This is a genomic window from Phenylobacterium sp. (genome assembly GCF_019636135.1).
Taxonomy (GTDB): Bacteria; Pseudomonadota; Alphaproteobacteria; order Caulobacterales; family Caulobacteraceae; genus Phenylobacterium.
Genome location: NZ_JAHBYD010000003.1, coordinates 101,989 through 128,936, shown reverse-complemented (window position 1 = coordinate 128,936; position 26,948 = coordinate 101,989). Strand labels below are relative to the sequence as shown.

Below are 26,948 nucleotides of genomic sequence, written 5' to 3'. Positions count from 1 at the left end.
CAGCCGGCACGTCGGGTCGTCGGCCGCGGGAGGACATGGAGGAGCGGCGGCCTTGGCCGAACGCGGGGGGCAGGGTCTTGCGGGGGTGACGCCTGAGCGGCGTAGCCGTCCGCGCGGGCCTGAACGCCCCTACAACCTGCGCACCATCCAGGGCGCCGTGGCGGTCCTGGCGACCGTCGGCGGGCTGGGCGTGATCCGCCTGCTCCAGGGGACGGCCGCGCAGGCCGAACTCCTGGCGTGGTTCCTCGCGCCCCTGCTCGCGGCCATCTGCCTGGCGCTCCTGCTGATCCGCGAGATGCGCCGCGTCGAACGCGTCCGGCAGATGCGCAGCGACTCCGAGCAGCGCTTCCGCACCGCCGTGGAGGCCGCCCGCTGCGGTATCTGGGAATGGGACCTCGCCGCCGACCGGATCTTCATGTCCGAGGTCACCGCCGCCCTCTTCGGCTGGCGCTCGGGCGAGGTCGAGGGCCAGCAGGTGCTGGACCGCGTCGCGCCGGGCCACCGCGACGACATGCGCGAGGCCCTGGCGACGGCGGCCATCTACGGCGACTTCGACGTCAGCTTCCGGGTGCCGCCGATCGCCGGCGCCCGCCCCGTCTGGATCGACTTCCGCGGCCGCGGCTTCGGCGAGAGTCCCGAGGGCGGCTTCGCCCGCATCATCGGCGTGGCGCTCGACGTCACCGAGGAGCGCCTGGCCCAGGCCCGCGCGCAATCCGCCGAGAGCCGGTTGCGCGACGCCATCGAGAGCACCTCCGAGGCCTTCGTCCTGTGGGACCGCAACGGCCGCCTGGTGATGTGCAACAAGAACTTCCGCAGCTACTTCCAGCTCGCGCCCGAGATCCTGAAGACCGGCGTGGGCCGCGAGCAGGTCGAGCGTTCGGCCCGCCTCGCCATCCGCCAGGAATACCCCGCGCCGGGCGGCCGCCGCGGCGTGCGCGAGGCCGAGCTCGCCGACGGCCGCTGGGTGCAGATCTCCGAGCGCCCCACCTCGGAAGGCGGCCTCGTCGTCACCGCCGCCGACATCACCGTGCTGAAGACCCAGGAGGAGGCCCGCCGGATCAAGGAGGAGGAGCTCCGCCGCGCGGTCACGAACCTGGAGCTCAGCCAGGAGCAGCTCTCCGAGCTCGCCCGCAAGTACGAGGCCGAGAAGATCCGCGCCGAGGCCGCCAACCAGGCCAAGAGCGACTTCCTCGCCAACATGAGCCACGAGCTGCGCACGCCGCTGAACGCCATCAACGGCTTCTCCGAGATCATGTCGGGCGAGCTGTTCGGGCCGCTGGGCGACGCCCGCTACCGCGACTACTCGAAGGACATCCTGAGCTCGGGCCAGCACCTGCTGGCGCTGATCAACGACATCCTCGACATGGCCAAGATCGAGGCGGGCAAGCTGAACCTGCGCTTCGAGCCCATCTGCGTCGAGGAGATCGCCGAGGACGCCATCCGCCTGGTGCGCAACCGCGCCGAGTCCGCCGGCCTGTCGCTGGTGCTCGACTTCGTCGACCTGCCTGACGTCGAGGCCGACCATCGCGCGGTGAAGCAGATCCTGCTGAACCTGCTCTCCAACGCCATCAAGTTCACGCCGCGCGGCGGCAAGGTCACCGTGGCCGCCGAACTGCGCGACGACCCGCTGGGCCAGCGCGTGAAGGTCAGCGTGCAGGACACCGGCATCGGCATCTCCGCCGCCGACCTGGAACGCCTCGCGCGCCCCTTCGAGCAGGTGGAGAGCCAGCACTCCAAGACCACCCAGGGCACCGGCCTCGGCCTCGCCCTCACCAAGTCCCTGGTCGAGATGCACGGCGGCCTCCTCGACCTCAAGAGCGCCCCCGGCCAGGGCACCACCGCCAGCTTCGCCCTACCCCTGCGCCAGAGCCGGCCGAGCGCGTTGCCGGGGGCTGCGGCGGCATAGCCGTTCGATCAGGGCCAGAGGCGAAGCTCGCCGCCGAAGGCCTGACGGACCTCCGAGGGCGAGCCGCCCCGTTCGATCAGGTACGGCGGCACATCGGAGCCGCGAGCGCGCCACGCGATCCACGGCCGATGATGGCCCTGGCCTTCCTCGTCCCGTGGCTGGATGAAGGCGCTTGCGCAAACCCACTCTGGATCGAAGGCCTCAATGAGCGCCTCGACGACCTTCAGGCCCGTGGAGGCGTCCTGCCAGATCGGGTTCTCGAGATGGTAGTCCACCTCCACCTCGTTTCGATGCGCACCTTCCCCATAAACACCTGCCGACACGGATATGCCAAGCGAGCGGGGATGCGGCGGCGGGAGTCTTGCCGAGATCACCAGATCATAGCCTTCCGGACCCACAGGAGCCGGCAACTGGGGCGGGTCGTAGCGCGCCTTGCGATCTATGAGCAGCGCCAGGTCATCCGGCGGGAGATCGACGATCGGACCCGGATCACGGCCAGGTTTGATGGCGCGCATAGCGAACATCGGCCATATGTCCCGATGATCGGGCTGAAGTTCGGCCAGCGAACGGCAGAGCGACAGCACTCGGCCAGCAACGTCTACGGCCGTCTCTGCCCGCAACCCCCATCCGCAAGCGAAATCCCGTGCGTAGTGTTCGGCTTCATGTCCGAAGGTCATCTGACGTCTCCTCGGGGAGGGACATGCATCGCTTTGATCGGACGCGTGCTCCTGATGTTGCCGAACCGCTCGCGCGCAGGCTCCTCCGCGAAGTACCACTCGATCGGGCGTCCCTGCGCGACCCTGATCTGCCGCTCGCCCTGCTTCTGAAGTCCAGTCGCAACCAGGTTTCCGAACAACGACCGAAGAAGCGCGGCATACCGCGGCCCCTTCGCCTCCTGCAACACATGCCGCTCCACGTCACAGCCGTCGAACTTGACGGGTCGTTCTCTTCTATCCCCCTCGACCTGATGATCGGGGCGTGATCGCGCGGAGCGCGGTTCGCTCTTCTGGTCATTCGCCGGTCACCACCCCGACACACCATCGGGCAGATCGGTCGAAAGTCAAGAACAAAAAGAGAACATATGGACTGCACGGGAGGAGGACCGTCGCGCGCCGCGAGGACGTTTCACCTCTCCTTGCGCGCGCCGGTCGGACCGCCCACCGGCTCGTCCCTCGGCGCGCGCCGCAGCATCGGCCGCGACAGCGCCTCGCCGAACCGCGCCCGTTCGGCCTGGGGCAGAGCGGCGGCGAAGGTCACCAGCTTGCGGTCCATGGCGTTGCGGCTCTCGAACTCCAGCGCCCGGGCGCGCGCCAAGTCTTCCATCGCCTGGTCGTCGTCGAAGGGCTCGGCGCCGAAGCTCCGCATCGCCTGCCGCGCGGTGCGGCGCGCCTCGCGCATCTTGGGGCCGTAGGTCTGGGCGTACTCGGGAAGCTGCTCGCGCCACCGCGCCTGGCTCCCGGGCGACAGCGTCGCGACCGCCGCGGCCACCGGGTTGCGCGCTCCGAGGGCCGCGCCGGCGGGCGGCCCCGGGCGCTCCTTCTCCACCAGGTGCGCGCCCAGGAAGGCGCCGCCGACGAAGACGTTCAGCGCCAGCGACACGAACAGCGCCCCCGCCAGCCATGCGGTGCGGGTGATCATGCGTCCTCGTCCACATAGAGGCTGAAGTCGTCGCTGCTGACGGCGGTGACCAGCGCGTCGGTGTCGGAGGCCGCCGCCCCGGCCGGCGCGGAAGCCTGCGCCCCCACCAGCACCCCTGCCGCACAGGCCGCGGCCAGGCCTGCGCCCATCCCGGCCGGGACCAGCCAGCCGACCCAGCGCGCCGCCCGCGGCCTGGGCGCGCCCGCCGCGATCCGCTCGGCCAGCACGCCCCGAACGCGGGGCGCCGCGCACGCGTCCAGCGCCGCGTCCAGCTCGGCGGCGCGGGCCAGGGCCTGGGCGGCCCATGCCGGTTGTTCCGCCATCAGCGCGGCGGCGGCCTCGCGTTCGGCGTCGGGCCAGCGGGCGACGTCGCCGCCCCAGGCCTCGGCGAGGGTCTCGAATCGGTCGGGAGTCATGCCGTCCTCACGTCTCCTTCAGGTCGATCAGTGCGGCGCGAAGCGCGCGGCGGCCCCGGCCCAGCAGGCTCTCCAGCGCCTCGACGCTCACGCCCATCACGGCCGCGGCCTCGATGTTGCCGAGCTCCTGATAGTGGCACAGCACCACCGCCTCGCGCTGCCGTTCCGGCAGGGCCCGGAGCGCCGCCGACACGCGGCGTCCGGTGTCCGCCGCCTGGAGGCCGCGGTCCGGCCCCGGCCCTTCGTCCACCCGCTCGGGCGGCTCGGCATAGGCCAGTTCGCGGCGGCGGCGCAGGCGGTCGTAGCAGAGGTTCAGCGCCACGCGGTGCAGCCAGGTGTCGAACCGCGCCGCGCCGGGCCGCCACCTGGGGGCCTGCTTCCAGACCCGCACGAAGGCCTCCTGCGCCACGTCCTCGGCGTCGCCGCCGTCGCCCAGCATCCGGCCGGCCAGGGACAGCAGGCGCGGCAGCTTCCGCGCGACCAGCGCCCGCGCGGCCGCCGGGTCGCCCCGGGCCACGCGCGACACGAGTTCGTCGTCGGGATCGCCCTTGTCCACCGCCCTCTGGCCTGACCTCGCCGGCGCGGGCGGCGCTATTTCGAGCCGGCGCCGCCACGCATGCCCTGCCGCATTGTGCTGAGCTCGTCCTTCGAGAGCCAGCCGTCGTTGTTCGCGTCGGCCCGTTTGAACCGCTGCTCGGACATCGCCGCCATCTCGGCCCTGCTGATCGCGCCGTCCTTGTCGGCGTCCAGGCGCGCGAACATGCCGGCGCCGCCGCCGGAATCGCCGCGCCCCGCCGCCCCGGCCGGCTTGCGCGCCGCGTCCATCTCGGCCTGGGTGATCTTGCCGTCCTTGTTGGTGTCCAGCCGGGCGAACATGCGGTCCAGCCGCTGGGCCTGCGCGGCCTTGAATTCGGCAAGGGTGACCTTGCCGTCCTTGTCGGCGTCCAGGTTCGGCCGGCCGGCCGGCGCCTGGGCCTGGGCGGCGGTGGCCAGGAGAGCGGCGGCGGCCGCGGCGAGAAGAATACGCGTCATGAGTCCTCGGGTAGCTGGGCGCCCCGCCCTGATCCCTTCCACGCCCCGGCCGCGAGTTTCCGTCGCTGGATGGAAAGCCGCATCCTCCCGGCCGGAGGACGATCAGGCGCCGAGGCGCCATCCCGCCGCGCGGGCGCGCTGGCCCCATAGGCCGCTGTAGAGCCCGCCCTGGGCGAGCAGCGCCTCGTGCGCCCCGCGCTCGACGATCCGGCCCTGGTCGACGACCAGGATCTGGTCGGCGGCGCGGATGGTCGAGAGCTTGTGGGCCACCACGATCAGGGTCTTGTCGGCCACCAGCCGGGCCAGCGCCTCCTGGATCGCCAGCTCGTTGGTGGGGTCGATCGCGGCGGTCGCCTCGTCGAGCAGCACGATGGGCGCGTCCTTCAGGATGGCGCGGGCGATCGAGATGCGCTGGCGCTCGCCGCCCGACAGCGTGGCTCCGCCCTCGCCGACGCGCGTGCGGTAGCCATCCGGCAGGGCCGCGATGAAGTCGTGGGCGCGCGCCGCGCGGGCGGCGGCCTCGACATCGGCCTCCGTGGCGCCGGGCCGGCCGAACGCGATGTTGTCGAGGATCGTGCCGGCGAACAGGTAGACGTCCTGGAAGACGACGGTGACGAGGCGGTTCAGGCCCTCCTCGCCGATCTCCCGGACATCCGCGCCGCCGATGCCGATCCGCCCCGCGTCGATGTCCCAGAAGCGCGGGATGAGGTTGAGGAGGGTCGTCTTGCCCGATCCGGACGGGCCCACGATGGCGGTCATGCTCCGCTCGGGCGCTTCGAAGCTGACGCCGCTCAGCACCGGCTTGCCGGGGACGTAGGCGAAGCCGACGTCTTCGAAGCGGACGGCAAAGCCCCGCGGGGCGACCGGCGTCGCCGGCTCGGGCAGCCGCTCGGCCGTCATGATCCGGTCGATGCGGGTGAGCGATGCATCGGCCATCCGCGTCAGCTCCATCACCGCGAGGAGCGCGAGCAGCGGCGAATAGGCCGAGAACACGAGCACCATCGCGGTGATGAACGTGCCCTGCCCGATCTCGCCGCCCAGGTAGCGCACGCCCGCGACCAGCATGACCAGCGGCACGCCCAGCATCAGGACGAGCCCGAAGCCGACGAGCGGGGCGGTGAGCTGGACGACCATGCGCACCGAGATGTCGCGGAAATCCATCAGCGCGGCGCGGAAGCTCTCCTCGCCCTTGGCGACGCGATTGAAGGCGCGGATGACGGCGATGCCCTGGGCGTACTCGATCATGCGCGCGCCGGCCTCGGCCTGCCGGTCCTGGCGGCGGATGCCGAGCACGGCGAGGCGGCGGCTGGACCACAGGAAGATCGGGAGCGCCAGCAGGATCGACGCCACCGTCGCGAGCGCGATCACCGGGTCGCGGATGACGAGGAAGACCAGCACCACCAGCGGCAGCCCGAACGCCTGGGCGATGCGCGGCAGGGCGTCGGACAGGAACGTCTCCAGCATCTGCATGTCGGAGGTCAGGACGGTGACGGTGTCGCCCTTGTGACGGGCGAGGTGGAAGCCCATGGGCAGACGCCGCAGCCGGTCGAGGATGGAGCGCCGCAGGCCTCCGGCCAGTTCGTAGCTGGAAAGCCAGCTGTCGCGCGCCGACAGATAGCCGAACGCCAACTGGCCGATCAGCGACAGCGCCATGACGGCGGTGACCTGTCCGATCCAGGCCCAGGTCACGGCGCGGCCGTCGGCGAGGCCGGTGACGATCCATACGACCGCGGTGAAGGCGACGCCCAGGCTGAGCGACTGGGCGAACCGGAAGGCGATCCCGCGCAGCACCCGCCCCCGCAGCGGTCCGGCGAGCGCCCAGACGCGCATCAGGCTCGCGAGATCGGAGCGGACCTCGCCGGGGCCGGTCCCGGACGCCGCCGAACTCATCGCGCCGCCGCCTTCCGGCGCGCGGGCCGGGCCGCGGCGCGCAGCGAGACCGCACGCGCCTGGTTGTAGTCGCGCCAGAGGCGCGCGTAGAGGCCGCCCGTCGCCACCAGGTCATCGTGGCGGCCACGCTCGACGATCCGGCCGCCGTCCACGACCAGGATCTGGTCGGCGGCGGCGACGGTGTGCAGCCGATGCGCCACGACGACGAGGGTGCGGCCTGCCGTCAGGGCGCCGATCGCGTCCTGGATCGCCGCCTCGTTGTCGGGGTCGGCGAAGGCCGTCGCCTCGTCCAGCACCACGATCGGGGCGTCCTTCAGGATGGCGCGCGCGATGGCCAGGCGCTGCCGTTCGCCGCCGGACAGCGAGCGGCCCTGTTCGCCCAGGTGGGTCGCGTAGCCGTCGGGAAGCGCGCTGATGAACTCGTGGGCGCGGGCGGCCCGCGCGGCGGCCTCCACCTCCGCGTCGGTGGCGGCAGGCGCGCCGAAACGGATGTTCGCGGCGATCGTGTCGGAGAACAGGAAGGTGTCCTGGAAGACGAACGCCACGGTGTCCATCAACTGGTCCAGGCCGATCTCGCGCACATCCATGCCGCCGATCGTGACCCGGCCCTGGCGCACGTCGCGGAAGCGCGCGACCAGGCCCGCGATCGTCGTCTTGCCCGACCCCGACGGGCCCACCAGGGCGGTGACCTCGCCGGCCCGGGCCGTGAAGCTCACGTCGTGCAGGACGTCGTGCTCCCCGTAGGCGAAGGCGACCTTGTCGAAGACGATGTCGCGGCCCTCCAGGGCGACGCGGCGGCCGGTGTCGGCCTGCGGCTCGGCCGCGAGGAGCTCGGCGACCTTCATGGAGCCCATGCTGACGTGCGCCAGGGTGTGGAACTGGCTGAACAGGCGCAGCAGCGGCTGGCTGTAGGTGGCGCCCAGGATCACGAACAGCAGCAGCGTCGGCAGGCTGAGCGTCCCGGTCCGCAGCAGGATCAGGCCCACCGGCAGGATCACCACGATGTTGGCCAGCACCAGCGCGTAGAAGGTGCTGGCGAGCGGCAGCGATTCCTTCGCCCAGCGGGTCTCGATCGCGGCGTAGTCGCGCACGGCCTCGCTGGTTTCGGCAAAGCTCTCGCCGGCGCGGTTGAAGACCTTCACCACCGGCATGCCCGCGAGGTACTCGACGATGGAGGCGTTCATCCGCACGCCCGCGGCCTGATAGGCGGCGGCGTGCTTCGCGCCGCGCACCATGGAGAGGATCAGCAGCGCGAAGGCGATGGGCGTCATCACGACGGCGGCGAGCGCCATGCGCCAGTCGAGCGCGAAGAGCCAGACCGAGACGGCGATCCAGGTGGCGATCGCCGAGACGCCTTCCGGCAGGCCGTGGGCGATGATCAGCTCCAGCCGTTCCGGCTCGTCGATGACGAGGGTCTTGGCCTCGCCGCTGCGACGCTCGCTGAAGTAGCCCAGCGGGAGCTGCGACATGCGCCGGGCCACCGCCAGCCGCAGGCGATGGATGACGTCGAAGGCCACCAGGTGCGAGAGCCCGAGGGCCGCGCCCATGAGGCTGAAGCCGGCCAGCACGGCCGCAGCCGCGCCGCCGGCGTGCGCGACGACGAACGGCCAGTCGAGCGCACCCGCGATCGTCGCCTCGACGATCCGGTAGACCGCCCACACGGGGAACAGCTCGCAGGCGACCGCGACGCTCGCGAGGACGACCGCCGTCGCCAGGCTGGCGCGCGACCCGGCGAGGTAGGGCGTCATGAGGCGGAAACTGGCCAGGTAGTCCGGCGCCGCGCCCTGCGCCTCCGCGGCCTCGGGCGGCGCCGCGGAAGCCGGAGCTGTGGCCGCCGGCTTCCGTGTCGAAGCATCCAGCCTGGAGCCTTGCACCTCGGTCGTCATGGCCGCCCCCGCCTCCAGGTGGCCGATGAACCGCAGGAAAACGCTCATGGGCCAGCTTGGCTAGATGGCGCACAGTTGCGAGTCATTCGCAAGTAGCTTCGCGGGCAGCCCCAGGGAGAGCGTGCCGCGCCCTCGAATGGGAATCCGCAGGGCGAAGGCTGTGCTAGGCCCTCACCAGCGCGAGGTAGGCCGTCCGCGCGGACTTCTGCGCGTCCGCCAGCCGGGCCTGCAGGGCCTTGAAGGTCTTGGCCTCGCCCGCCCGCGCCAGCAGCGCCTGGAACGCCTTCGGCTCCTCGTCCGGCCTGGGATCGTCGCCCAGCGCCACCTTCAGGAGCTGCGTCAGGTCCTGCTGCAGCCGCCACGCCTCGGCGAGCGCGGCCAGCGACGCCCCGTCCGCCAGCCCGGCCTCAGCGAACGCCGCCAGCGCCGTGGCGGTGTTGGGCGAGAGCGGCCCGCCCGCGCCGGCATGCACCAGTTGCAGGAACTGCGCGGCGAACTCGATGTCGACCATGCCGCCGGGCCCGAGCTTCAGGTCCCATGCGCCCTTGGGCGGCCGCTCCTGCTCCAGCAGCGTGCGCATCTCGCGCACGTCCCTCGCGGTCTTCCGCGCGTCGCGCGGGCGGCGCAACGCCGCCTCGATCGCGGCCTGGCAGTCGGCCGCGAACGCCTCGGAGGTCGCCCACGCCACCCGCCCCCGGGTCAGCGCCAGCAGTTCCCAGGTCTCGGCCTCGCCTTCGTAGTAGTGGTGGAAGGCCGGGAAGCTCACCGCCACCGGCCCCTTGGTGCCGGACGGGCGCAGTTGCATGTCCACTTCGTAGAGCTGTCCCTCGGCGGTCGGCGACGACAGCGCCGCGATCAGCCGCTGGGTGAAGCGCCCGTAGAAGGTCGAGGCGTCCCAGCCCTTGATCTCGGACATCGCCGCCGGGTCCTCGGCGCGGTACAGCGTCATAAGGTCGAGGTCGGAGGTGGCGCTCATCTCGCGCGAGCCGGCCTTGCCCAGCGCCACCACCGCCACCTCGCCCGGGAACGCCCCTCCGATCCGCACGGCCTCCCCCAGCGCGGCGGGCGCCAGCACGCCCAGCGAGACGTCGGCCAGGTCGGCGAAGGCGCGGCCGGCCACCTCGGCGGTGGCGGCCCCGCTCATCACCTGCACGCCGACGCGGAACACCTGCTCGCGGTGGATGCGGCGCACCATGTCCATCGCGCCTTCGAAGCCGTCGGCGCGGGCGACGGCGCGCGCCATGTCGGCGCGCTCCGCCTCGATCTCGATCGGCGCGAAGAAGTCCGGGTCCAGCATCGCGTCGATCGCCGCCGGACGCCGGCCCAGCGTCGCCGCCAGCCGCGGCGCGAAGGCCAGCACCTGCACCACCAGCTCGAACAGCTTCGGCTGCGCCAGGAACAGCGACTGCAACTGCACGCCCGTCGAGAGCCCGCCGAAGAAGTCGCAGAAGCGGTTGAACGCCGCCTCGGGCGCCCCGGTCGCATTGGCCGCTTCCAGCAGCCGCGGCGCCAGCCGCGTGAACAGCTCGCGCCCCCGCTCGGTGCGCGTCGCCGCCACATGGCCGTGGTGCCAGGCGCGGATGGTCTGCGAGACCCGCTCCGGGCTGGAGAAGCCCATCCGCTTGAGCGTGGCCAGCGTCTCAGGGTCGTCGTCCACCCCGGTGAACACCAGGCTGCCGAACCTGGACGAGAGCTGCTCCTCCTCGGCGAACAGCTCGCCGTAGCGGGCGTTCACCGTCTTCAGCGTCCGGGTGATCATGGCGTCGAAGCTGCGCAACGGCTCCTCGCCGGTCAGCGCCGCCACGCGCCTGCGATCGGCGTCGGACTCCGGCAGCCGGTGGGTCTGCTCGTCCTCCAGCATCTGGATGCGATGCTCGACCGCGCGCAGCAGGCGGTAGGCGTCGGTGAGCTCAGCGGCCGCCGCAGCGGTCACGTGGCCGTGGGCGGCCAGGGCCTGGAGCGCGTCGAGGGTCCGGTTGCCGCGCAGCTCGGGATGCCGTCCGCCGAGGATCAACTGCTGGGTCTGGACGTAGAACTCGATCTCGCGGATGCCGCCACGGCCGAGCTTCAGGTCGACGCCCTTGGCCGAGACGCGCTCGTCCACCTTGTGCGCGTGGATCTGGCGCTTGATCGAGTGGATGTCGGCGATGGCGGCGAAGTCGAGGTTCTTGCGCCAGATGTAGGGCTGCAATTCCTTCAGGAAGGCCTCGGCCGCCGGGATGTCGCCGGCGCACGCGCGGCCCTTGATGAAGGCCGCCCGCTCCCAGTTCTGGCCGACGGTCTCGTAGTATTCCAGCGCCGCCGGCACCGGCACGGCGGGCGGCGTCGAGGACGGATCGGGCCGCAGCCGCAGGTCCATCCGGAAGACGTAGCCGTCCGCGGTCTTGGCCTGCATCAGCTCCGACAGCCGCTGCGTGACCCGCACCGCGAACGCCAGCACCTCCTGCCCCTCGGCCAGCGCCGCCTCGAGCGGCTCGGGCTCGAAGAAGACCGAGACGTCGATGTCGCTGGAGTAGTTCAGCTCGAACGCGCCCTGCTTGCCCATGGCGATGCAGAACCAGCCCGGCAGCGGGCCCTGTCCGCCCTCGCCCAGCCGCGTCAGCCGCCCGGCGTCCAGTTCGCCCCGCGCCACCGAGCACAGCGCCGCGGCCACCGAGGCGTCGGCGAACCCCGTCAGCGCCCCCGTCACCTGGTCGAGGTCCCAGGCGCCGCCCAGGTCGGCCAGCGCCGTCAGCAGGTGCAGCTCCTGCTTCAGGAGCCTGAGCGGCGCCTCGGCCTCGCGCGGCGACAGGTCCGCCACCGCCGCCGTCCGCGCCAGGATGTCGGCCAGCCGCTTGTCCGGATCGTCCGCCAGCAGCGACGCCAGCCGCGCCGGGTTCCGCCGCGCCAGGCTCGCCAGGTACGGCGACGCCCCGAACACCGGCGCCAGCGCCGGCCACGCCGTCTCCAGCTCGGGCGTCCAGGTGACGCCCGCGATGATCTCCCGCGCCCGCTCCGCCGCCTTGGCGTCGAGCACGGGACCGCAGGGGGTGAGGACTGAGGCGAGGATCATCATGCGTCTTGCAGAAGTTGGGGCAGGTCCCGCCGTCCATGCAGCACGCGCACGACGTCGACCCGATCCGGCCCTTCCAAATAGAAGACCACGTAGGGGAAGGCCTGCAACGGGACACCCCGAAGGCCTGGCGGACCTCCGAAGCGCTCCGCGTAGCTGGGTGAGCCGGAGGCTGGATGCGCCGAAATCATCTCGTAGACCACCAGAAGTGCGTCCAGAAAGCCGTGGGCGGCTGCCGTCGCACCCCCAGCGAGATAGTGATCGACGGCGTCCTGGATGTCTTGCTTGGCCCGCCTGAGTTCGTTGATCGGCTTGGCCGTCATTTCGTCCCGTGACGACGAATGCGCTCGCGCAGGCTTTCGAAGTCGGGAGGCCCTGATGAGGGCGACTCCATGCCTTCCAGTATGAGCGCACGAAACTTCTGATGTTCCTGCTCGCGACGGATCAGCTCGCGGATGAACTCGCTGCTCGTCGCAAATCCGCGCGCCTCGACCTGCTCGTCGACGAAGGTCTTCATGCTGTCCGGCAGAGAGATGTTCATGCTGCTCATGGGCGCGACTCTACTTGGATGGCAAAAAATGGCAAGAATGCCTCAGGCCCTCGGCAGCACGAAGGCCACGCGCAGGCCGGGGCCCATCTCGCCGACCTTGCCCGGCCCCTCGGACAGCTCCAGCCGGCCGCCGTGGGCCTCGGCGACCGCGGCGACCAGCGAGAGGCCCAGGCCCGCGCCCGGCTCGTTGCGGCTGTTCTCCAAGCGCACGAAGCGCTGGATCACGCGCTCGCGGTCCTCGTCGGGCACGCCGGGGCCGGTGTCGGTGACGGAATACTCCACCTCGCCGGACGAGCGCCGCCGCACGCGCAGCATGATCGCCCCGCCGCTCGGCGTGTACTTCACGGCGTTGTCGAGGATGTTGGCCAGCGCCTGGGCCAGGAACTCCTTGTTCCCGCGCACGGTCAGCTCCTTGGTCAGCTCGGCGGAGAAGTCGATCTCCTTGTCCTCGCAGACGGGCTCGTAGAGCTCGCTCATGTCGGCGGCGAGTTCGGCCGGGTCGAACAGCACCGGGTTCGGCGCCTCGCCGGCCGCCTGCAACCGCGCGATCGAGAGCACGGCGCCGAAGGTCTTCAGCACCCCGTCGGTGTCGGCGAGCGCCTGCGCCAGCGCCTCCTCGGGGTCGCCCTTCCCGGCCTCCACGTCGATATAGGCCGCCTCCAGCCGCGCGCGCAGGCGCGTGAGCGGCGAGCGCAGGTCGTGGGCGATGGCGTCGCCGGCGTGCTTGTGGCCCTGCATGGAGCGCTCCAGCCGGTCCAGCATGTCGTTCACGCCCTGCGCCAGCTCGTCGAACTCGTCGCGGGCGCCGCGGACCCGGGCGCGCACGCCCTGCTCGCCGTTCCGCACCCGCTCCACCACCTCGATCAGGTTCATCATGGTGCGCGAGACGTTGCGGCTGACCAGCACCCCGCCCGCCAGGCCCAGCAGCACCACCAGCAGCCCCGCCGCCTGCAAGGCGCGCACGATGCGGTTGACGTAGGCCTCGTCCTCGCCGGCGTCGGCGCCCACGAACAGGATCTCGCCGCCCCCGAGCCGCTCCTGCAGCCCGCGCGCCGGGTGCTTGATCTCGTGGCCCTCGGCGTCGACGTCGGTCACCTGGAAGGTGGCCTTGGCCGGCGCGCCGGTGAAGTTCTCGACCGGGCTCTCCTCGATGGAGCCCGAGATGCGCCGCCCGTCCTTGGTCAGCAGCAGGTAGAGGAACGGCTTCTCGCTGGCCGCCCGCTCGATCAGCGACTGGTTCACCGCGTTCAGGCCGGCGCGGTTGTAGACGTCGACCAGGCTGCGCATCTCGCGCTGGATCTCGCGGTCTGTGCGCCGGGTCGTCTCGCCCGCCGTCGCCACGTAGATGTAGGCCAGGAACGCCGAGGCCGCGCTGGCGAACAGCGCCAGGAACAGCAGCGTCAGCCGGAACGGCGTGGTCCGGAAGATGCGGGGCAGGCGGACCGCCATCTACCCACCGCTGCGGCGCACGGGCGCCGCAATATTCGAACCACGGAAGACACGGACAGGGCCCGTGCCCGCCAGGCTTCTCCCGGACGAACGTCTTCCGTGTTTTCCGTGTCTTCCGGGGTTCAAGTCTTCAGCGCCTTCGGCGCGGTTACGCATCCAGGCGGTAGCCCGCGCCGCGCACGGTCTGCAGCATCGGCCGGTCGAAGCCCTTGTCGATCTTCGAGCGCAGGCGGCTGATGTGGACGTCGATGACGTTGGTCTGCGGGTCGAAGTGGTAGTGCCAGACCTTCTCCAGCAGCATGGTGCGGGTCACCGACTGGCCGGCGTGGCGCATCATGAATTCCAGGAGCTGGAACTCGCGCGGCTGCAGGTCGATCTCCTTGCCCTGGCGATGGACCGTGCGGGCGATCAGGTCCATCTCCAGTTCGCCCACCTTCAGCAGGGTCTGGACCGAACCGGTGTCGCGCCGCCGGTTGAGCGCCTCGATCCGGGCGATCAGCTCGGGGAAGGCGTACGGCTTCACGAGGTAGTCGTCGCCGCCGGCCTGCAGGCCGTCGACGCGGTCGCTGACCTCGCCCAGCGCCGAGAGGAACAGCACCGGCGTGCGGTCGCCCTCGCGGCGCAGGCTCTCGACGAGCTGCACGCCGTTCATCTTCGGCATCATCCGGTCGACGACCATGACGTCGAACTCGGCGCCGCGGGCGGCGGTCAGGCCCTCTTCGCCGTCGGCGGCGCGGACACAGTCATGGCCGGCCTCGGTCAGGCCGCGCGCCATGGCTTCGGCCGCCTCCAGGTCGTCCTCGACGATCAGTATCCGCATGTGATTCCCGCCCGCTGAGAGCCGGAAGCCTACCCCGAAATCTTGATCGGCAGGAAGGCGGTGCGGCCGGCGCGATAGACGCCCACCACGACGCTGCTGCGCCCGGCCTTCCTCGCGGCGTCGACCACGGCGGCGAACTCGGCGGCGCCGTTGATCGGACGGCCGTTGGCGAGCGTGATCACGTCGCCGCGGCGCAGGCCCTTGGCGCCGGCGTCCGACGACTGGTCGACATTGTCGATCAGCGCGCCGCGCACCTCGGCCGGCAGGTTCAGGCGGTTGCGCGCGCCCTCGTCCAGCGGGCTCAGCGACATGCCGAGCACGGGCGCCTTGGGGGCCGGGGTCGCGCCGGGCCCGCCCGGCGTCGCGCCGCCGCGGCCCGAGTTGTCGTTGGCCGCCAGCTCGCGCTCGGACGGGCGCGTGCCGGACCGGATGTCCACCGTGCGCTTCTTGCCGTCGCGGATGACGTCGAGGTGCAGCATGTCGCCGGCGCGGACCCGCGCCACCTGGCGCGTGAGGTCGGAGCTCGACTTCACGACCACGCCGTTCACCGCCACGACCACGTCGCCCACCTGCATGCCCGCGCGCTGCGAGGGGCCGCCGGGGCTGAGGTCCGAGACGATGGCGCCCTTCTGGTCGCCCAGGCCCTGGGCCTCCGCCATCTCGGCGGTGAAGTTCTGGATCGTGGCGCCGATGTAGCCGCGCTCGATCTTGCCGCCGTTGATGAGCTGCTTGGTCACCGCCTCGGCCACTTCCGAAGGGATCGCGAAGCCGATGCCGACCGAGCCGCCCGAGGGCGAGAAGATCGCCGTGTTCACGCCGATCACCCGGCCGTAGACGTCGAACGTCGGACCGCCCGAGTTGCCCCGGTTGATGGGGGCGTCGATCTGGATGTAGTCGACGAAGGTCTCGCCGATGTCGCGGCCATAGGCCGAGACGATGCCGGCCGTCGCCGTACCGCCCAGGCCGAACGGGTTGCCGACCGTGATGACCCAGTCGCCCACGCGCGGCTTGCCGGCGTTCTCGAAGTTCACATAGGGGAACGGCCCGCGGCGGTTCTTGACCTTGATCACCGCCAGGTCGGTCGCCTCGTCGCGGCCCACCACCTCGGCGTCGAGCTCGGTCTCGTCCTTGAGCACGACCTTGATGCTCTCGGCGTTCTCGACGACGTGGTTGTTGGTGACGATGTAGCCGTCGGCCGAGATGAAGAAGCCCGAGCCCGACGACTGCTGCGTCGGCAGGCGCGGCTGGCCCCGCTCGGTGCGGCCGCCCGGGTCGCCGCGGCCCGGACCATCGTCGTCGTCCTGCCCACCCTGCGGCCCGCGCGGGATGATCCCGAACGGCAGGCCGGGGATGCGGCTCAGCGCACTCGCGTCGACCCGGCTGGTCACGTTGATCGACACCACGGCCGGCGAGACGCGGTCGAAGATGTCGGCGAACGACATGGGCGCGCCCGGCGGCGGCGCGAAGATCGGCGCGGTCGAAGCCTTGATCAGCCCGCCCGGAGCCAGCTCCGCGTGGGCGGACGGCAATCGCATGCCCGCCCCCGCCACGGCGGCGGCCATCACGCCGGCGCCGGCCACGGCGCCCAGGAGGTAACCCGTCTTCTTGGAAGTCATCAGCCTTCGTTTCCCTGCGCGCGCCCCTGTTTCCGGGGTCGGACGGCGCTCAAACAACCTAGGTCGGATGCACCGAAGTGCAACGCCCCCGCAAGTTACTTTCGGTCCACCCTAAAGACCGGCTTCGCGTCCATTTGTTGGCGGGATCGTGTCAGGGCGTTTCGTCCTTGGACATCGAGCCGAGCCGTTCGAGTTCCACATCCGTGAGTTCGGGTTCCGGCGCGCGGTCCCGCAACCTGAGCCATAGCAGCGCCGCGCCCGCCAGGACCACCAGGAACGGCCCGCCCCAGAGGACCAGGTTGCCCACCGACCACGCGGGCGTCAGCAGCACGAATTCGCCGTAGCGGTCGGTCAGGAAGCGCTTGATCTCGGCGTCCGAGCGGCCCGCCTTCACCTGCTCGCGCACGATCTGGCGCAGGTCGCGGGCGAGATCGGCTTCGCTGTCGTCGATCGATTCGTTCTGGCAGACGAGGCAGCGCACGTCGCGGAAGACGGCGCGGGCCTGCGCCTCCTGCGCCGGATCGGGGAGCCGCTCGGCCGGATCCGAGGCCGCGGCGAGGCAGAACACCCCGGCCAGGGCGGCGAAGGCGAGGCGCGGCCTCACGTCGCGGGTTCCTTGCGGCGGCGCCCGACGCCGAGCCGCAGCCGCCGGTCCGACAGCGAGACCAGCCCGCCCAGCCCCATGATCACCGGCCCGAGGAAGATCAGGCTGGCCCACGGGTTCCAGTAGGCGCGGACCAGGAACGCGCCCCCGTCGCGCTGTTCGCCGAGCACGATGTAGAGGTGGCTGAGGCCGCGGTAGCAGATGCCGACCTCGGACGTCGTCTGGCCGCCGGCGAGGTAGAGCCGCCGCTCGGGCTGCACCTCGCAGACCGGCGCGCCCGCGCGGGTCACCACCACGGTCCCGCGGTCGACGTCGTAGTTGGGGCCGTTCACGCCCTGGACGGCGGCCAGGCGCACGTGATAGCCGCCCACGTCCAGCGCCCCGCCCACCGGCAGCGCCTCGGCCGCCTCGACCTTCCACGACACCTCGAACACCGCGCCCAGCACGAAGACGCCCAGGCCCAGGTGCGCCAGCGTCATGCCCCACGCCCCGCGCGGCAGGCCGGTGAGCCGGCGCCGCGTCTCGGCCCAGGGCGCGCGGAAGGCCCGCGTGCGCTCGGCGATCTCGGCCAGGGCGCCGGCGATCAGCCAGCCGCCCAGCGCCACGCCCAGCGCGCCCCAGGTGTTGCGCGGCGCGACCAGCAGGCCCACCGCCACCGCGGCCACCACCGCCACGGCCACGGCGATCTGCAGCCGCTTCACCGCCCCGCCCGCGTCGCCGCGCTTCCAGGCCAGCAGCGGGCCGATGGGCAGCAGGATCAGCAGCGCCGCCATCAGCGGCGTGAACGTCAGGTTGAAGTAGGGCGGCCCCACCGAGATCGCCTCGCCCGACATCGCCTCGCGGATCAGCGGATAGAGCGTACCCAGGAGAACCGTCGCCGTCGCCGCCGCCAGCAGGATGTTGTTCAGCACCAGCGCGCTCTCGCGGCTGACCGGCGCGAACATCCCGCCCTGGCCCAGCGTCGGCGCACGCCAGGCGAAGAGGGCGAACGCCGAGCCGGACGTCAGCCCCAGGATGATCAGCAGCAGCACGCCCCGCGTCGGGTCCACCGCGAACGCATGCACGCTGGTCAGCACGCCCGAGCGCACCAGGAACGCGCCCAGCATCGAGAAGGTGAAGGCCGCCAGCGCCAGGAAGACCGTCCAGCCCGCCAGCGCGCCGCGCTTCTCGGTGACGATCGCGCTGTGCAGCAGGGCGGTGGCGATCAGCCAGGGCATGAAGCTGGCGTTCTCCACCGGGTCCCAGAACCACCAGCCGCCCCAGCCCAGCTCGTAGTAGGCCCAGAACGAGCCCAGGGTGATGCCGACGGTGAGCAGGCTCCAGGCCGCCAGCGCCCAGGGCCGCACCCAGCGCGACCAGGCCGCATCGACGCGCCCCTCGATCAGCGCCGCCACCGCCAGCGAGAACACCACCGACATGCCGACGTAGCCCGCGTAGAGGAACGGCGGATGCACCGCGAGCGCCGGGTCCTGCAGCAGCGGGTTCAGCGAGCGGCCCTCGACCGGCGGCTGCAGCACGCGCGCCAGCGGGTTCGAGGCGAAGACCGTGTAGGCCAGGAACACCGTCCCCAGCAGCCCTTGCGTCCCCACCGTCAGCGCCCGCAGGCCCCGCGGCAGCGTGCGCCCCAGCCCCGCCACCGCCGCGCCGAAGCCGGTCAGCGCCAGGCACCACAGGAGCATCGAGCCCTCGTGGCTGCCCCAGGTCCCGGCGACGCGGTAGAGCAGCGGCTTCTCCGAGTGCGAGTTCATCGCCACGTTCGCCACCGAGAAGTCCGAGACGACGAAGGCGTGCATCAGCGCCGCGAACGCGCCGGCCACGCCCAGGAACGCCGCGATCGCCGCGCCCTCGCCCGCCCCGGCCAGGGCGCTGGAGCGACGCATCCGCCCGGCGAACGACAGCCCGGCCTGGGCGACGGAGAGCGCCAGCGCCAGGATCAGGGCGAAGGCGCCGATCTCCGCGATCATCGGCCGGGGCCCGCGCCGGTGGCCGCCGAGGTCGTCCCGGCGCCGCGGTACTCGCCCTTCTCCTTCAGCTCGTCGGCGAGGGCCTTGGGCATGTAGGTCTCGTCGTGCTTGGCCAGCACGCGCTTGGCCTCGAAGACGCCGTCCTTGCGGTACGAACCCTCGGCCACGATCCCCTGCCCTTCGCGGAAGAGGTCCGGCAGGTCGCCCTGGTAGACCACGCGATCCGAAGCCGTGTTGTCGGCGACCGTGAACTCCACGCGCCCGTCGGGATGCTTCAGCACCGAGCCCGCGGTCACGAGGCCGCCGAGTTGGATGGAGCGGCCCGGCGGCGGGTTCGCGGCTTGCGCCTGCGAGGGCGTGTAGAACAGCGAGATCGAGTCGCGCATGCCCCACAGCGACAGGCCCACGGCGGCGATCACCACCGGCGCGATGATCGACAGCAGCAGCAGGCGGGTCCGCGCCTTGCGGGATTTCGGCAGGAAACTCATCGCATCGTCTCCGCGCGGGCGGCCTCGTCGAGCTGTTGCAGCACGGCCGGTTGTCCGGCGTATTTCGCCCGCGCCTTCGAATAGGCCGCGTCGCGCTTGGCCGTATCGCCCAGCACGGCGTAGGCGCGGACCAGCCGCACCCAGCCGTCGGGGTTGTCCGGGTCGGCCTCCAGCTTGGCCGCGAGGCTGGCCACCATGCCCCGGATCATCGCCAGTTGCTGCGGATCGGCCGTCGGGCCGGCCGGGCGGCCCTCTATGCGCGCGACCTCCTGCTCCACCACCGCGCGGCGCGGATCGCCCGCGGGCATGGCCGCCAGCAGCCCCCGCAGGTCCGCGACCGCCTCGGCCGTCCTGCCGGCCTCCGCCTTGCCGCGCGCCAGGTAGAACCGCGCGCCCGCGTCGCCGGGGCTGAGCGCCAGCACGCGATTGAACGCCGTCTCCGCGCCCGCGCCCATCTTGCCGCCGCCGGCCACCACCTCGGCCTCGCCAAGCTGGCGCCAGATGTCGGCGTTACCGGGCGCGAGCTGGGCCGCGCGCCGCAGCGCCCGGACCGCCGCGATCGGATTGTCCGACGCGCTCTCGACCATCCCCAGCAGTCGCAGGCCCTCGGGGTCGTTCGGCCGCTCGGACGTCACCTTGCGCATCACCGCCGCGAGCTGCGGCGGCGTCAGGCTGTCGAGATTGGCGCCCTGCCACGCGGCGACCCGCGTCTCGTACGGCTGGTCCTGCAAGCCCGCCGCGCCCAGCTTCAGGTAGAGGCCCAGCGCCAGCGCCGGCGCCGCGCACACCGCGACCAGCACGGCCGCCCGCGCCCGCGGATCGGCGCTCCACGGCGCCTCGATCCGGTCGCTGGCCGCCAGCAGCCGCCGCGCGGCTTCCGCCTCCGCACCCTTGCGCTCGGCCTCGCCCATCAGGCCGCGGTCGACGAGGTCGCCGATCTCGGAAAGCTGGCGCTTGTAGAGGACGGGCGCCGGGTCGGCGGCCGCCGCCTCGCCGGCCGCGCCCGCGGCGCGCATCAGGATCAGGCCCGCCGCAGCGGCGGCGAGCACCCCGGCCACGGCCCAGAACAACAACATGCCCGCGCGTGTAGCCGAAAGCGCCGACCCGCGCGAGCGGACTCGCGGTCGCGGCCGCTCAGCCCTCCGCCGCCATCGCCGGCGGGTCGGGGCAGGTGGCGGCGTGGGCGCGACGGCGCACGATCTCGGCGGCCTTGTCGCCGCGGATGTGCTGGTTGCAGCGTGCGGCGATCTCCAGGAACGCCTGGGCGTTCTCCAGGCTCTCGCATTCGTCGGTGCGGATCAGCTCCAGCACCTCCTCGACGTAGTGGTCGAGGTGCTCGCCCAGCTTCTCGATCAGCTTGTTCCGGGTGGAGGAGAAGCCGCCGTAGTTGGCCGTCGAGCGCAGCTCGTCCGAGAACGACAGCAGCGTCATCGCGCGGTTGACCAGCTTGTCCTGCGGCGGGTCGCTCAGGCGCGGCGCCGGGCGGCGCACCCGCTGCTGGCGCGGCGTGTGGGTCGGCAGGGCCTCGATGGCGGCCTTCTCGGCCTCGCGCAGGCGGCCCTCGACCACGGCGGCCAGGCTGGCGCGCTGCTTGAACACCCGCTGGCCCCAGCCCTGCTCGCGCTGCAGGTCCAGCGAGGTCTCCACCTCCAGGATCTGCTGCACGACGAGGTCGGCGCGGCGCGCGGCCTCCTGGCCCGCGCCGGGCCCGTCGTCGGCCTTCAGGGCGCCGATGGCGGAGAGCGAGGCGTCGATGTCGGCCAGCAGGTGCTCGCCGAAGCCGGCCAGCTCGGAGTCGCGCAGGTAGCGCTCGGTCGGCTTGTCCATCACCGCCGAGATGACGCGCAGCACCATCCAGGGCTGGGCCATCTGGGCGGCCAGCATCTCGAAGAAGCGCGGCCCGGAGTCCTCCGAGATGGCCACCGCGTCCTTGTAGGCGAGGCGCGCCGCCGCGCTGGTCTCGCCGCCGGGGTGGGCCAGCCACTCGGGGAGGCGCTGCGTGGCGCGGCGGACGACCGGCGCGATGTCGAGGCAGGCGACGAACATCTCGCCGCCCCCCGGCCGGCCCTGGTCGCAGGCGGCGAGGGCGGCCAGGTCGTCGGGCGTCGCCGCCGCGCGCAGGCCGGCGACGGCGGCCGCCGACAGGTCGTCGAAGGCGGCCATGATGGTGTGGACCGGCGCCTGCTCGTCCAGGTCGGTCTGCACGCGCGCGATCGTCTCGCCGTGGCTGAGGCGCAGCGCGCGCCAGACGTGGCCCAGCGCCTTCGACGGGAAGGTCAGCCGCCGCGGATCGTCGCCGCCGCCCACGCACATCGGCACGATCGGCTGCAGCACGAGGTTGCGCAGCGTCCGCTCGCGCACCTCGGCCTCGACCAGCCGCCGCACGCCCCCCAGGGCCGTATCCGCCCCGGTCTCGGCCAACGCCGCCTGGAGGCCGCCGACGACCTTGTCGGGCGCGGTCTCGACCAGCGTGCGGACGATGGCGATCTTGCGCTCGTTCAGCGCGGCCATGTGGTTCCCAAATCCCGACGGAACGTCGTTACCGGGAATATGACGTAGCGGCAGTTAAGGCTTTACGAAAACTGGATTTTCAGGATTCCGCCCCGGGCAGGTCGACGACCACCGCGAGCCCGCCCAGGCTGGAATCGCCGAGCGTCAGGGCGCCGCGGTAGGCCCGCGCCAGCTCGTCGATGATCGAGAGCCCCAGGCCGGACCCCGGCGCGTTCTCGTCCAGGCGGGCGCCGCGGCGCACCACCTCCTCGCGCTGGCCGGGGGTCAGCCCCGGCCCGTCGTCCTCCACGGTCAGGCGCATCTTCTCCGGCCCCGAGGCCTCGGCGCGCACCCGGACCCTGCGGTTGCCGAACTTGCCGGCGTTCTCCATGGCGTTGCCGGCGATCTCCATGAAGTCCTGCCGCTCGCCCAGGAAGAACAGCTCGTCGGGCGCGTCCCAGTCGATCTCGACCCCCTTGGCGCGGAAGATCTTCTCCAGGGTGCGCGACAGCTCGTCCAGCACCTCGGCCACCGACGTCCGCTCGCCCTGGCCCTGGCTGCGCGCGGCGGCGCGGGCGCGGCGCAGGTGGTGGTCGACCTGCTGGCGCATCACGTCGGCCTGCCGCGTCACCACCTCCGCCAGCGGCCCCGGCCGCTGGGCCGCCTCGGTCATCATCACCGAGATCGGCGTCTTCAGCGCGTGCGCCAGGTTGCCCACGTGGGTCCGCTGGCGCTCCACGGTCTCCTGGTTGTGCGCCACGAGCGCGTTCAGCTCGTCGGTCAGCGGCTGCAGCTCGGTCGGATAGGTCCCGGCCAGCCGCTCGGCCTTGCCGCGGCGCACGTCGGCCACCTCGGCGCCGAGGCGGAACACCGGCTCCAGGCCGACCCGCACCTGCACGAACACCGCCACGATCAGGCCGGCGCTGAGCAGGGCGAAGAACACGGCCGTCGCCGTCACGAAGTTGCGCACCTCGCGGTCGACCGGCCCGCGGTTCTCGGCGGCGATGAAGATCAGCGGCGCCTCGCGGCCGGGGATGGTGGTCCAGCGCGCCACCGCGCGGATCCGCTCGCCGGGCTGCGGCCCCGGCCCGTCGAAGGCGATCGGCTTGGAGGGCGCGGCCTGCAGGCGCGACGGCAGGTCCCTGGGGACGGTGAGCTCGGAATCCCACAGCGAGCGCGAGGGCGTCAGGGTGCGCACGCCGCCCTCCGGCTCGGGCTCGGTGATCGCCCAGTAGCGGCCGGAATAGGCCCGAAGCGCCCTGAGGTCCGTCAGCGCCGGCGCCAGCACCTCGCCGCCCTCGACCGTCGAGCCCGAGATCAGGTTGTCGATCAGGTCGGACAGGCCGGCGTCGAAGCGGCGCAGCGCCGCCTGCTGGAAGAGCAGCGCCAGCACCACGGCCGAGATCACCAGGGCCGCGAAGCTCCAGCCGACGGCGAGCATCACCAGCCGGCGGGCGAGCGAGGGCCGCCGAAGCCGCTCCAGCGCGCCCGCCCCCAAACGGCTCATCTCGGGGCCGTCACGTCTTCGCAGCCTCCGCGTCGACCTCGTCGGCCGGGCAGATCAGGCGATAGCCCAGGCCGCGCACCGTCTCGATGCGGTCGGAGCCGATCTTCTTGCGCACGCGGCCGATGAACACCTCGATGGTGTTCGAGTCGCGGTCGAAGTCCTGGTCGTAGAGGTGCTCGACCAGCTCGGTGCGGCTGATCACCCGGCCCTGGTGCATCATCAGATAGTGCAGCAGCCGGTATTCGAGCGAGGTGAGCCTGAGCGGCTCGCCGTTCACGCTGGCCCGCGCCGCGCGCGGATCGAGCCTGAGGCCCCCGCACGACAGATTGGGCGTGGCATGCCCCGCGGAACGGCGCAGCAGGGCGCGCAGCCGCGCCAGCAGCTCCTCGGTGTGGAAGGGCTTGGTCAGGTAGTCGTCGGCCCCGGCGTCGAAGCCGGCCACCTTCTCGCTCCACGCGCCGCGCGCGGTGAGGATCAGCACCGGCGTCGTCATGTTCTCGCGCCGCCACCGCTCCAGCACCGACACCCCGTCCACCTTGGGCAGGCCCAGGTCGAGGATCACGGCGTCATAGGGCTCGGTCTCGCCCAGGAACTGGGCCTCCTCGCCGTCCGGCGCGTGGTCGACCGCATAGCCGGCGTCCGCCAGCGCCAGCTTGAGCTGGCGCGACAGGTCCGGATCGTCTTCGACTAACAGGATACGCACGTGTCCGCGTCCCTCTTCCAGTTGATCCTGGCCCCCCAGGACTTCTACGCTCGGCCTTACTAGCCGCCTTGCCGGCCGATGACCTGCCCGGATTCGGCATCCACCACGAAAACCACCACGCGGCCGCTCTCCAGTTGCCACTGCACGAAATAGGCGGGCCGCCCGCCCGCGTCGCCCATGGTCGTGTTCAGGTGCCGGCCGGGATAACGCTGGGCCAGCGTGGCCAGAACGCGCGAAAGCGGCGCCTGGCGCCCCCGGCCCTCGCGGGCCTGGTCCTGGTCGCGTCCGGCGCCCAGCACGGGGCGGCCGTCCTGCGCATCCGCGACGACCGGCGTCGTCACGGCCGCAGCCAGCACGGCGAGGGCGAAGAGACGTTTCATGCGACCCTGACTACGCGCGCGGGACTGAACCCCCGCTGAACGCTGATCTAACCGGACGTTGGGCCGAAGCCTAGCCGTTGGGGCCTCGCCACACGGTCGTTCACCTCCGCGACCTCATTTTGTTCTCCCTTTGTTCTTGACTCAGAAGCGGCGCTGCAGTACGTTGTGAGGCTGCCAGCGCGACGAACAACGCTCCGCTCGGCAGCAACACGTGACAAGGAGAGAACTTTGGCCAGCTCAGGCTCATACGCCCGAGGCGATCAACCGCGCTCGGTCCCGGACGACCTAAAGGGTCCCTATGACGAGGCAATGCGCAAGCAACGCGCACACAACGACAAGCAACATGGTCCACAGACGAGTCGCGTCGCATCCCCACAGGCCTCAGGTCGAGCAGGCGATCCCGAGAACTCGCTACCGGACGCAATCACGGCTGGGCTGGTGAATGCCCTCGGATCAGCCCGACGAGCCAGAGAGAAGTGGGTGAACGGGGACAAGGTTGGTGCAATGGTGGACGGAATGCTGGAGGGACCGGACTCCTTCCTGGTCGCCGGCGCCGCTAAAGGGGCGCTTAAGAAGGGCGGCGCCAAGTACCTCGGTCCCTATGACTGGCACACGCCGCCATGGAAACAGCCCGGCACCAGGAGATGGTTGGAGGAGAATGGCTTCGTCAACCCTGGCGAACAGGGACATCACTGGGCTATCCCGCAAAATGGGTGGGGAAAGAACTTTCCTGACTTCATCAAGAACCAGCCTTGGAACATCAAGGGATTGGATCCGATAATTCATCGACGGGTGCATAGTCGCGCCAAGGTCGACGGCGAATGGTTACCCAAATTCAATGCCTTGGAACAGCTCTGGTATGGGACGCCGGCCTATTTCAAAGCAATGATTATGAAAGGCGCGACCGATCTCTCGCGACGGGATGAGCAGCAGTCACTTCCTCGTAAGCCCGAGCCGCCGAGAGCCACGAGTTACCAGCGTCGATAGTCAACACTTCTGCTGAGCGGCAACCCGTCCAATGACCCACCCGAATGGCGCTGAAGGCAAAGTAGGCCTAAGCGCACTGAACTATCCGGTGATTGGATTCTGGAAGCCGCTCAAGGGAAGCGGTCAATGCGGACCGGAGCGATTCCGCAAGTTCGTCTCGCCGGCTGAACTTTGTTCCGTTTCGCGGGATGAGCTGCGGAGTGGCCTGTTGCGTGATGCTGAACTCATCGACACAGCAGGCCACCGCTACCGGGTCGAGACAGTTCGCCGGATGGGGTACCAGACCTCGTCTCTGGTGCGCCTCTTGCTGTTCCTCGTTGGCCAGGCCGGAGACGTCATGCTTCGCCTCGACTTGGAGCTGACGAATGGACCACCGATCTCGTTGGCGGAGGTTCAGCGGCGCGTCTGTGCGTCAATCGATCGCTATGATGAGGAGTGGCTGGAGGCCGAATTGGAGAACGGAGGCGCCAGCGATCTCGCAAGCGCCTCGCGTTCGGCCGTCATGCGGGCACATTCAGTGGCGGAGATTTTCGACGGCTTGGAAAAGCTCTGGCCGTCATAAGCGTCGGTCCGGTAGGCGCCACGCCTTCTCCTCGACTATCGCCGTTTCGGCGAATAGGGCCGTTTCGCCTTCATCTCCTCGGCCATGGCCTCCAGGGCCGCGTCGCCGCCTTCCGGCAGCATCACCACCAGGCGCGCGAAGAGATCGCCGCGGTGGCCCCTGGCGTCCGACAGGCCCTTGCCCTTCAGGCGCAGGCGCGCCCCGGTGTTCGACCCCTTGGGCACGGAGATCTTCACCGGGCCGTCGGGCGTCGGCGCCTCGACCTTCCCGCCCAGCACCGCGTCGTAGAGCGTGATCGGCAGGTCCATGACGAGGTGGTCGTCCTCGCGCCTGAAGACGGCGTGCGGCGCCACCGCGATCTCGATGAAGGCGTCGCCGGGGCCGCTGCGGCCCGCCTGGCCCTGGCCCTTCAGGCGCAGGGTCTGGCCGTCCTGCGCGCCCTTCGGGATGGTCACGTCGATGGTGCGCCCGTCCGAGAAGGCGATGCGCTGCTTGCCGCCGCGGATCGCATCGACGAGGTCGATCTCCAGCCTGGCCCGCGTGTCGGCGCCGCGCTGGGAGAAGCCGCCGAAGCCGCCGCCCGCGCCGCCGGGCCGCCCCTGGCGCGCGCCGCCGAACATCTCGCCCAGGATGTCGCCGAGATCGACGCCCTCGAAGGTCTCGGTGCGGAACCCGCCGCCGCCCTGGCGGCCCTGGCCGAAGCCGCCGCCGGGATGGCCCTGGCCCCACGGCCCGCCGCCGAAGCCGCCGCCCATGTGCGTCTCGCGGCCGTCGGCGTCGATCTGGCCGGCGTCGAACTTCTTCCGCTTCTCGGGATCGCCCACGATGTCGAACGCCCCCGAGACCTTCTTGAACCGCTCCTCGGCCGCCTTGTCGCCGGGGTTCTGGTCGGGGTGGTTCTGCTTGGCGAGCTTGCGGAACGCCTTGCGGATCTCGTCCGCACTCGCGGTGCGGGCCACGCCCAGCTCCTGATACGGGTCGCGCGCCAAGCTCGTCAGAGTCCCTCAA

At 71.5% G+C, this 26,948-nt stretch carries 26 protein-coding genes; 3 read left to right on the top strand and 23 right to left on the bottom strand.

The genetic code is table 11. From position 1 onward, the window contains the following. Positions 1-52 precede the first annotated feature (52 nt). Complete coding sequence (locus tag KF737_RS03090; RefSeq protein ID WP_296450250.1) at positions 53-1,906, top strand: ATP-binding protein; 1,854 nt, start codon at positions 53-55, stop codon at positions 1,904-1,906. Positions 1,907-1,914: 8 nt separating this feature from the next. Here KF737_RS03090 and KF737_RS03085 read toward each other — a convergent pair whose 3' ends face one another. From KF737_RS03085 to KF737_RS02980, 22 genes are all read right to left on the bottom strand, one after another. Next, positions 1,915-2,583: a hypothetical protein gene (locus tag KF737_RS03085; protein ID WP_296450248.1), complete on the bottom strand. Its 669-nt coding sequence runs from the start codon at positions 2,581-2,583 to the stop codon at positions 1,915-1,917. Then, complete coding sequence (locus KF737_RS22435; protein ID WP_367273206.1) at positions 2,580-2,810, bottom strand: hypothetical protein; 231 nt, start codon at positions 2,808-2,810, stop codon at positions 2,580-2,582. Before KF737_RS22435 ends, KF737_RS03085 begins: the two co-directional genes overlap by 4 nt. Before the next feature lie 221 nt (positions 2,811-3,031). Beyond that, the gene (locus KF737_RS03075) at positions 3,032-3,544 is read right to left on the bottom strand and encodes a periplasmic heavy metal sensor (RefSeq protein ID WP_296450244.1); all 513 of its coding nucleotides are present in this window, start codon (positions 3,542-3,544) and stop codon (positions 3,032-3,034) included. Further along, on the bottom strand, positions 3,541-3,960 hold the full coding sequence (locus tag KF737_RS03070; protein ID WP_296450242.1) for a hypothetical protein: 420 nt from the start codon (positions 3,958-3,960) through the stop codon (positions 3,541-3,543). Before KF737_RS03070 ends, KF737_RS03075 begins: the two co-directional genes overlap by 4 nt. Before the next feature lie 7 nt (positions 3,961-3,967). Further along, a complete protein-coding gene (locus KF737_RS03065) occupies positions 3,968-4,555 on the bottom strand; it encodes an RNA polymerase sigma factor (RefSeq protein WP_296450517.1) in 588 nt (195 codons plus the stop codon). Beyond that, positions 4,552-4,992 (bottom strand): EF-hand domain-containing protein, encoded by a 441-nt coding sequence (locus tag KF737_RS03060; protein ID WP_296450240.1) that lies wholly within the window; start codon positions 4,990-4,992, stop codon positions 4,552-4,554. Before KF737_RS03060 ends, KF737_RS03065 begins: the two co-directional genes overlap by 4 nt. 102 nt (positions 4,993-5,094) lie before the next feature. After that, complete coding sequence (locus KF737_RS03055; RefSeq protein ID WP_296450238.1) at positions 5,095-6,882, bottom strand: ABC transporter ATP-binding protein; 1,788 nt, start codon at positions 6,880-6,882, stop codon at positions 5,095-5,097. Next, positions 6,879-8,816 carry an ABC transporter ATP-binding protein gene (locus KF737_RS03050; protein ID WP_296450236.1) on the bottom strand — a complete coding sequence of 646 codons (1,938 nt, stop codon included), beginning with the start codon at positions 8,814-8,816 and terminating at the stop codon, positions 6,879-6,881. The genes KF737_RS03055 and KF737_RS03050 overlap by 4 nt, the downstream gene beginning before the upstream one ends. Before the next feature lie 115 nt (positions 8,817-8,931). After that, positions 8,932-11,823: a bifunctional [glutamine synthetase] adenylyltransferase/[glutamine synthetase]-adenylyl-L-tyrosine phosphorylase gene (locus KF737_RS03045; RefSeq protein ID WP_296450234.1), complete on the bottom strand. Its 2,892-nt coding sequence runs from the start codon at positions 11,821-11,823 to the stop codon at positions 8,932-8,934. Then, positions 11,820-12,143: a type II toxin-antitoxin system RelE/ParE family toxin gene (locus KF737_RS03040; protein WP_296450232.1), complete on the bottom strand. Its 324-nt coding sequence runs from the start codon at positions 12,141-12,143 to the stop codon at positions 11,820-11,822. Before KF737_RS03040 ends, KF737_RS03045 begins: the two co-directional genes overlap by 4 nt. After that, entirely contained in the window at positions 12,140-12,370 is a 231-nt protein-coding gene (locus tag KF737_RS03035) for a ribbon-helix-helix protein, CopG family (protein WP_296450229.1), read from the bottom strand. Before KF737_RS03035 ends, KF737_RS03040 begins: the two co-directional genes overlap by 4 nt. Positions 12,371-12,412: 42 nt before the next feature. Next, complete coding sequence (locus KF737_RS03030) at positions 12,413-13,819, bottom strand: HAMP domain-containing sensor histidine kinase (protein ID WP_296450227.1); 1,407 nt, start codon at positions 13,817-13,819, stop codon at positions 12,413-12,415. 148 nt (positions 13,820-13,967) lie between these two features. Further along, complete coding sequence (locus tag KF737_RS03025) at positions 13,968-14,639, bottom strand: response regulator transcription factor (RefSeq protein ID WP_296450225.1); 672 nt, start codon at positions 14,637-14,639, stop codon at positions 13,968-13,970. A 29-nt stretch (positions 14,640-14,668) separates the two neighbouring features. Continuing rightward, positions 14,669-16,255, bottom strand: coding sequence for a Do family serine endopeptidase (locus KF737_RS03020; protein WP_296450224.1), 1,587 nt, complete (start codon positions 16,253-16,255; stop codon positions 14,669-14,671). A gap of 151 nt (positions 16,256-16,406) precedes the next feature. After that, the gene (locus KF737_RS03015) at positions 16,407-16,859 is read right to left on the bottom strand and encodes a cytochrome c-type biogenesis protein (RefSeq protein WP_296450222.1); all 453 of its coding nucleotides are present in this window, start codon (positions 16,857-16,859) and stop codon (positions 16,407-16,409) included. Then, complete coding sequence (locus tag KF737_RS03010) at positions 16,856-18,823, bottom strand: heme lyase CcmF/NrfE family subunit (protein ID WP_296450220.1); 1,968 nt, start codon at positions 18,821-18,823, stop codon at positions 16,856-16,858. The genes KF737_RS03015 and KF737_RS03010 overlap by 4 nt, the downstream gene beginning before the upstream one ends. Further along, positions 18,820-19,311 (bottom strand): cytochrome c maturation protein CcmE, encoded by a 492-nt coding sequence (gene ccmE, locus KF737_RS03005; RefSeq protein ID WP_296450218.1) that lies wholly within the window; start codon positions 19,309-19,311, stop codon positions 18,820-18,822. The genes KF737_RS03010 and ccmE overlap by 4 nt, the downstream gene beginning before the upstream one ends. Beyond that, positions 19,308-20,387, bottom strand: a complete 1,080-nt coding sequence (ccmI, locus tag KF737_RS03000) for a c-type cytochrome biogenesis protein CcmI (protein WP_296450217.1) — start codon at positions 20,385-20,387, stop codon at positions 19,308-19,310. Before ccmI ends, ccmE begins: the two co-directional genes overlap by 4 nt. A gap of 58 nt (positions 20,388-20,445) precedes the next feature. After that, a complete protein-coding gene (locus KF737_RS02995; RefSeq protein WP_296450215.1) occupies positions 20,446-21,822 on the bottom strand; it encodes a hypothetical protein in 1,377 nt (458 codons plus the stop codon). A gap of 79 nt (positions 21,823-21,901) precedes the next feature. Beyond that, positions 21,902-23,308: a sensor histidine kinase gene (locus KF737_RS02990; RefSeq protein ID WP_296450213.1), complete on the bottom strand. Its 1,407-nt coding sequence runs from the start codon at positions 23,306-23,308 to the stop codon at positions 21,902-21,904. Between the two features lie 10 nt (positions 23,309-23,318). Next, positions 23,319-24,011 carry a response regulator transcription factor gene (locus KF737_RS02985; RefSeq protein ID WP_296450211.1) on the bottom strand — a complete coding sequence of 231 codons (693 nt, stop codon included), beginning with the start codon at positions 24,009-24,011 and terminating at the stop codon, positions 23,319-23,321. Between the two features lie 59 nt (positions 24,012-24,070). After that, positions 24,071-24,391, bottom strand: coding sequence for a hypothetical protein (locus tag KF737_RS02980; RefSeq protein WP_296450209.1), 321 nt, complete (start codon positions 24,389-24,391; stop codon positions 24,071-24,073). Between the two features lie 480 nt (positions 24,392-24,871). On the opposite strand from KF737_RS02980, the gene KF737_RS02975 reads away from it, so the two are divergent. Together KF737_RS02975 and KF737_RS02970 are read left to right on the top strand one after the other, a co-directional pair. Then, a complete protein-coding gene (locus KF737_RS02975) occupies positions 24,872-25,378 on the top strand; it encodes a hypothetical protein (protein WP_296450207.1) in 507 nt (168 codons plus the stop codon). Positions 25,379-25,409: 31 nt separating this feature from the next. Continuing rightward, complete coding sequence (locus KF737_RS02970) at positions 25,410-25,940, top strand: hypothetical protein (RefSeq protein WP_296450205.1); 531 nt, start codon at positions 25,410-25,412, stop codon at positions 25,938-25,940. A gap of 35 nt (positions 25,941-25,975) precedes the next feature. Here KF737_RS02970 and KF737_RS02965 read toward each other — a convergent pair whose 3' ends face one another. Beyond that, on the bottom strand, positions 25,976-26,929 hold the full coding sequence (locus KF737_RS02965; RefSeq protein WP_296450202.1) for a J domain-containing protein: 954 nt from the start codon (positions 26,927-26,929) through the stop codon (positions 25,976-25,978). Between the last annotated feature and the right edge of the window lie 19 nt (positions 26,930-26,948).

Coding starts and splice junctions, on each gene's coding strand:
- KF737_RS03085 (WP_296450248.1), bottom strand. CDS start 2,583: ATGACCTTCGGACATGAAGCCGAACACTACGCACGGGATTTCGCTTGC.
- KF737_RS03075 (WP_296450244.1), bottom strand. CDS start 3,544: ATGATCACCCGCACCGCATGGCTGGCGGGGGCGCTGTTCGTGTCGCTG.
- KF737_RS03070 (WP_296450242.1), bottom strand. CDS start 3,960: ATGACTCCCGACCGATTCGAGACCCTCGCCGAGGCCTGGGGCGGCGAC.
- KF737_RS03060 (WP_296450240.1), bottom strand. CDS start 4,992: ATGACGCGTATTCTTCTCGCCGCGGCCGCCGCCGCTCTCCTGGCCACC.
- KF737_RS03055 (WP_296450238.1), bottom strand. CDS start 6,882: ATGAGTTCGGCGGCGTCCGGGACCGGCCCCGGCGAGGTCCGCTCCGAT.
- KF737_RS03050 (WP_296450236.1), bottom strand. CDS start 8,816: ATGAGCGTTTTCCTGCGGTTCATCGGCCACCTGGAGGCGGGGGCGGCC.
- KF737_RS03045 (WP_296450234.1), bottom strand. CDS start 11,823: ATGATGATCCTCGCCTCAGTCCTCACCCCCTGCGGTCCCGTGCTCGAC.
- KF737_RS03040 (WP_296450232.1), bottom strand. CDS start 12,143: ATGACGGCCAAGCCGATCAACGAACTCAGGCGGGCCAAGCAAGACATC.
- KF737_RS03035 (WP_296450229.1), bottom strand. CDS start 12,370: ATGAGCAGCATGAACATCTCTCTGCCGGACAGCATGAAGACCTTCGTC.
- KF737_RS03030 (WP_296450227.1), bottom strand. CDS start 13,819: ATGGCGGTCCGCCTGCCCCGCATCTTCCGGACCACGCCGTTCCGGCTG.
- KF737_RS03025 (WP_296450225.1), bottom strand. CDS start 14,639: ATGCGGATACTGATCGTCGAGGACGACCTGGAGGCGGCCGAAGCCATG.
- KF737_RS03020 (WP_296450224.1), bottom strand. CDS start 16,255: ATGACTTCCAAGAAGACGGGTTACCTCCTGGGCGCCGTGGCCGGCGCC.
- KF737_RS03010 (WP_296450220.1), bottom strand. CDS start 18,823: ATGATCGCGGAGATCGGCGCCTTCGCCCTGATCCTGGCGCTGGCGCTC.
- ccmE (WP_296450218.1), bottom strand. CDS start 19,311: ATGAGTTTCCTGCCGAAATCCCGCAAGGCGCGGACCCGCCTGCTGCTG.
- ccmI (WP_296450217.1), bottom strand. CDS start 20,387: ATGTTGTTGTTCTGGGCCGTGGCCGGGGTGCTCGCCGCCGCTGCGGCG.
- KF737_RS02995 (WP_296450215.1), bottom strand. CDS start 21,822: ATGGCCGCGCTGAACGAGCGCAAGATCGCCATCGTCCGCACGCTGGTC.
- KF737_RS02990 (WP_296450213.1), bottom strand. CDS start 23,308: ATGAGCCGTTTGGGGGCGGGCGCGCTGGAGCGGCTTCGGCGGCCCTCG.
- KF737_RS02980 (WP_296450209.1), bottom strand. CDS start 24,391: ATGAAACGTCTCTTCGCCCTCGCCGTGCTGGCTGCGGCCGTGACGACG.
- KF737_RS02970 (WP_296450205.1), top strand. CDS start 25,410: ATGACCCACCCGAATGGCGCTGAAGGCAAAGTAGGCCTAAGCGCACTG.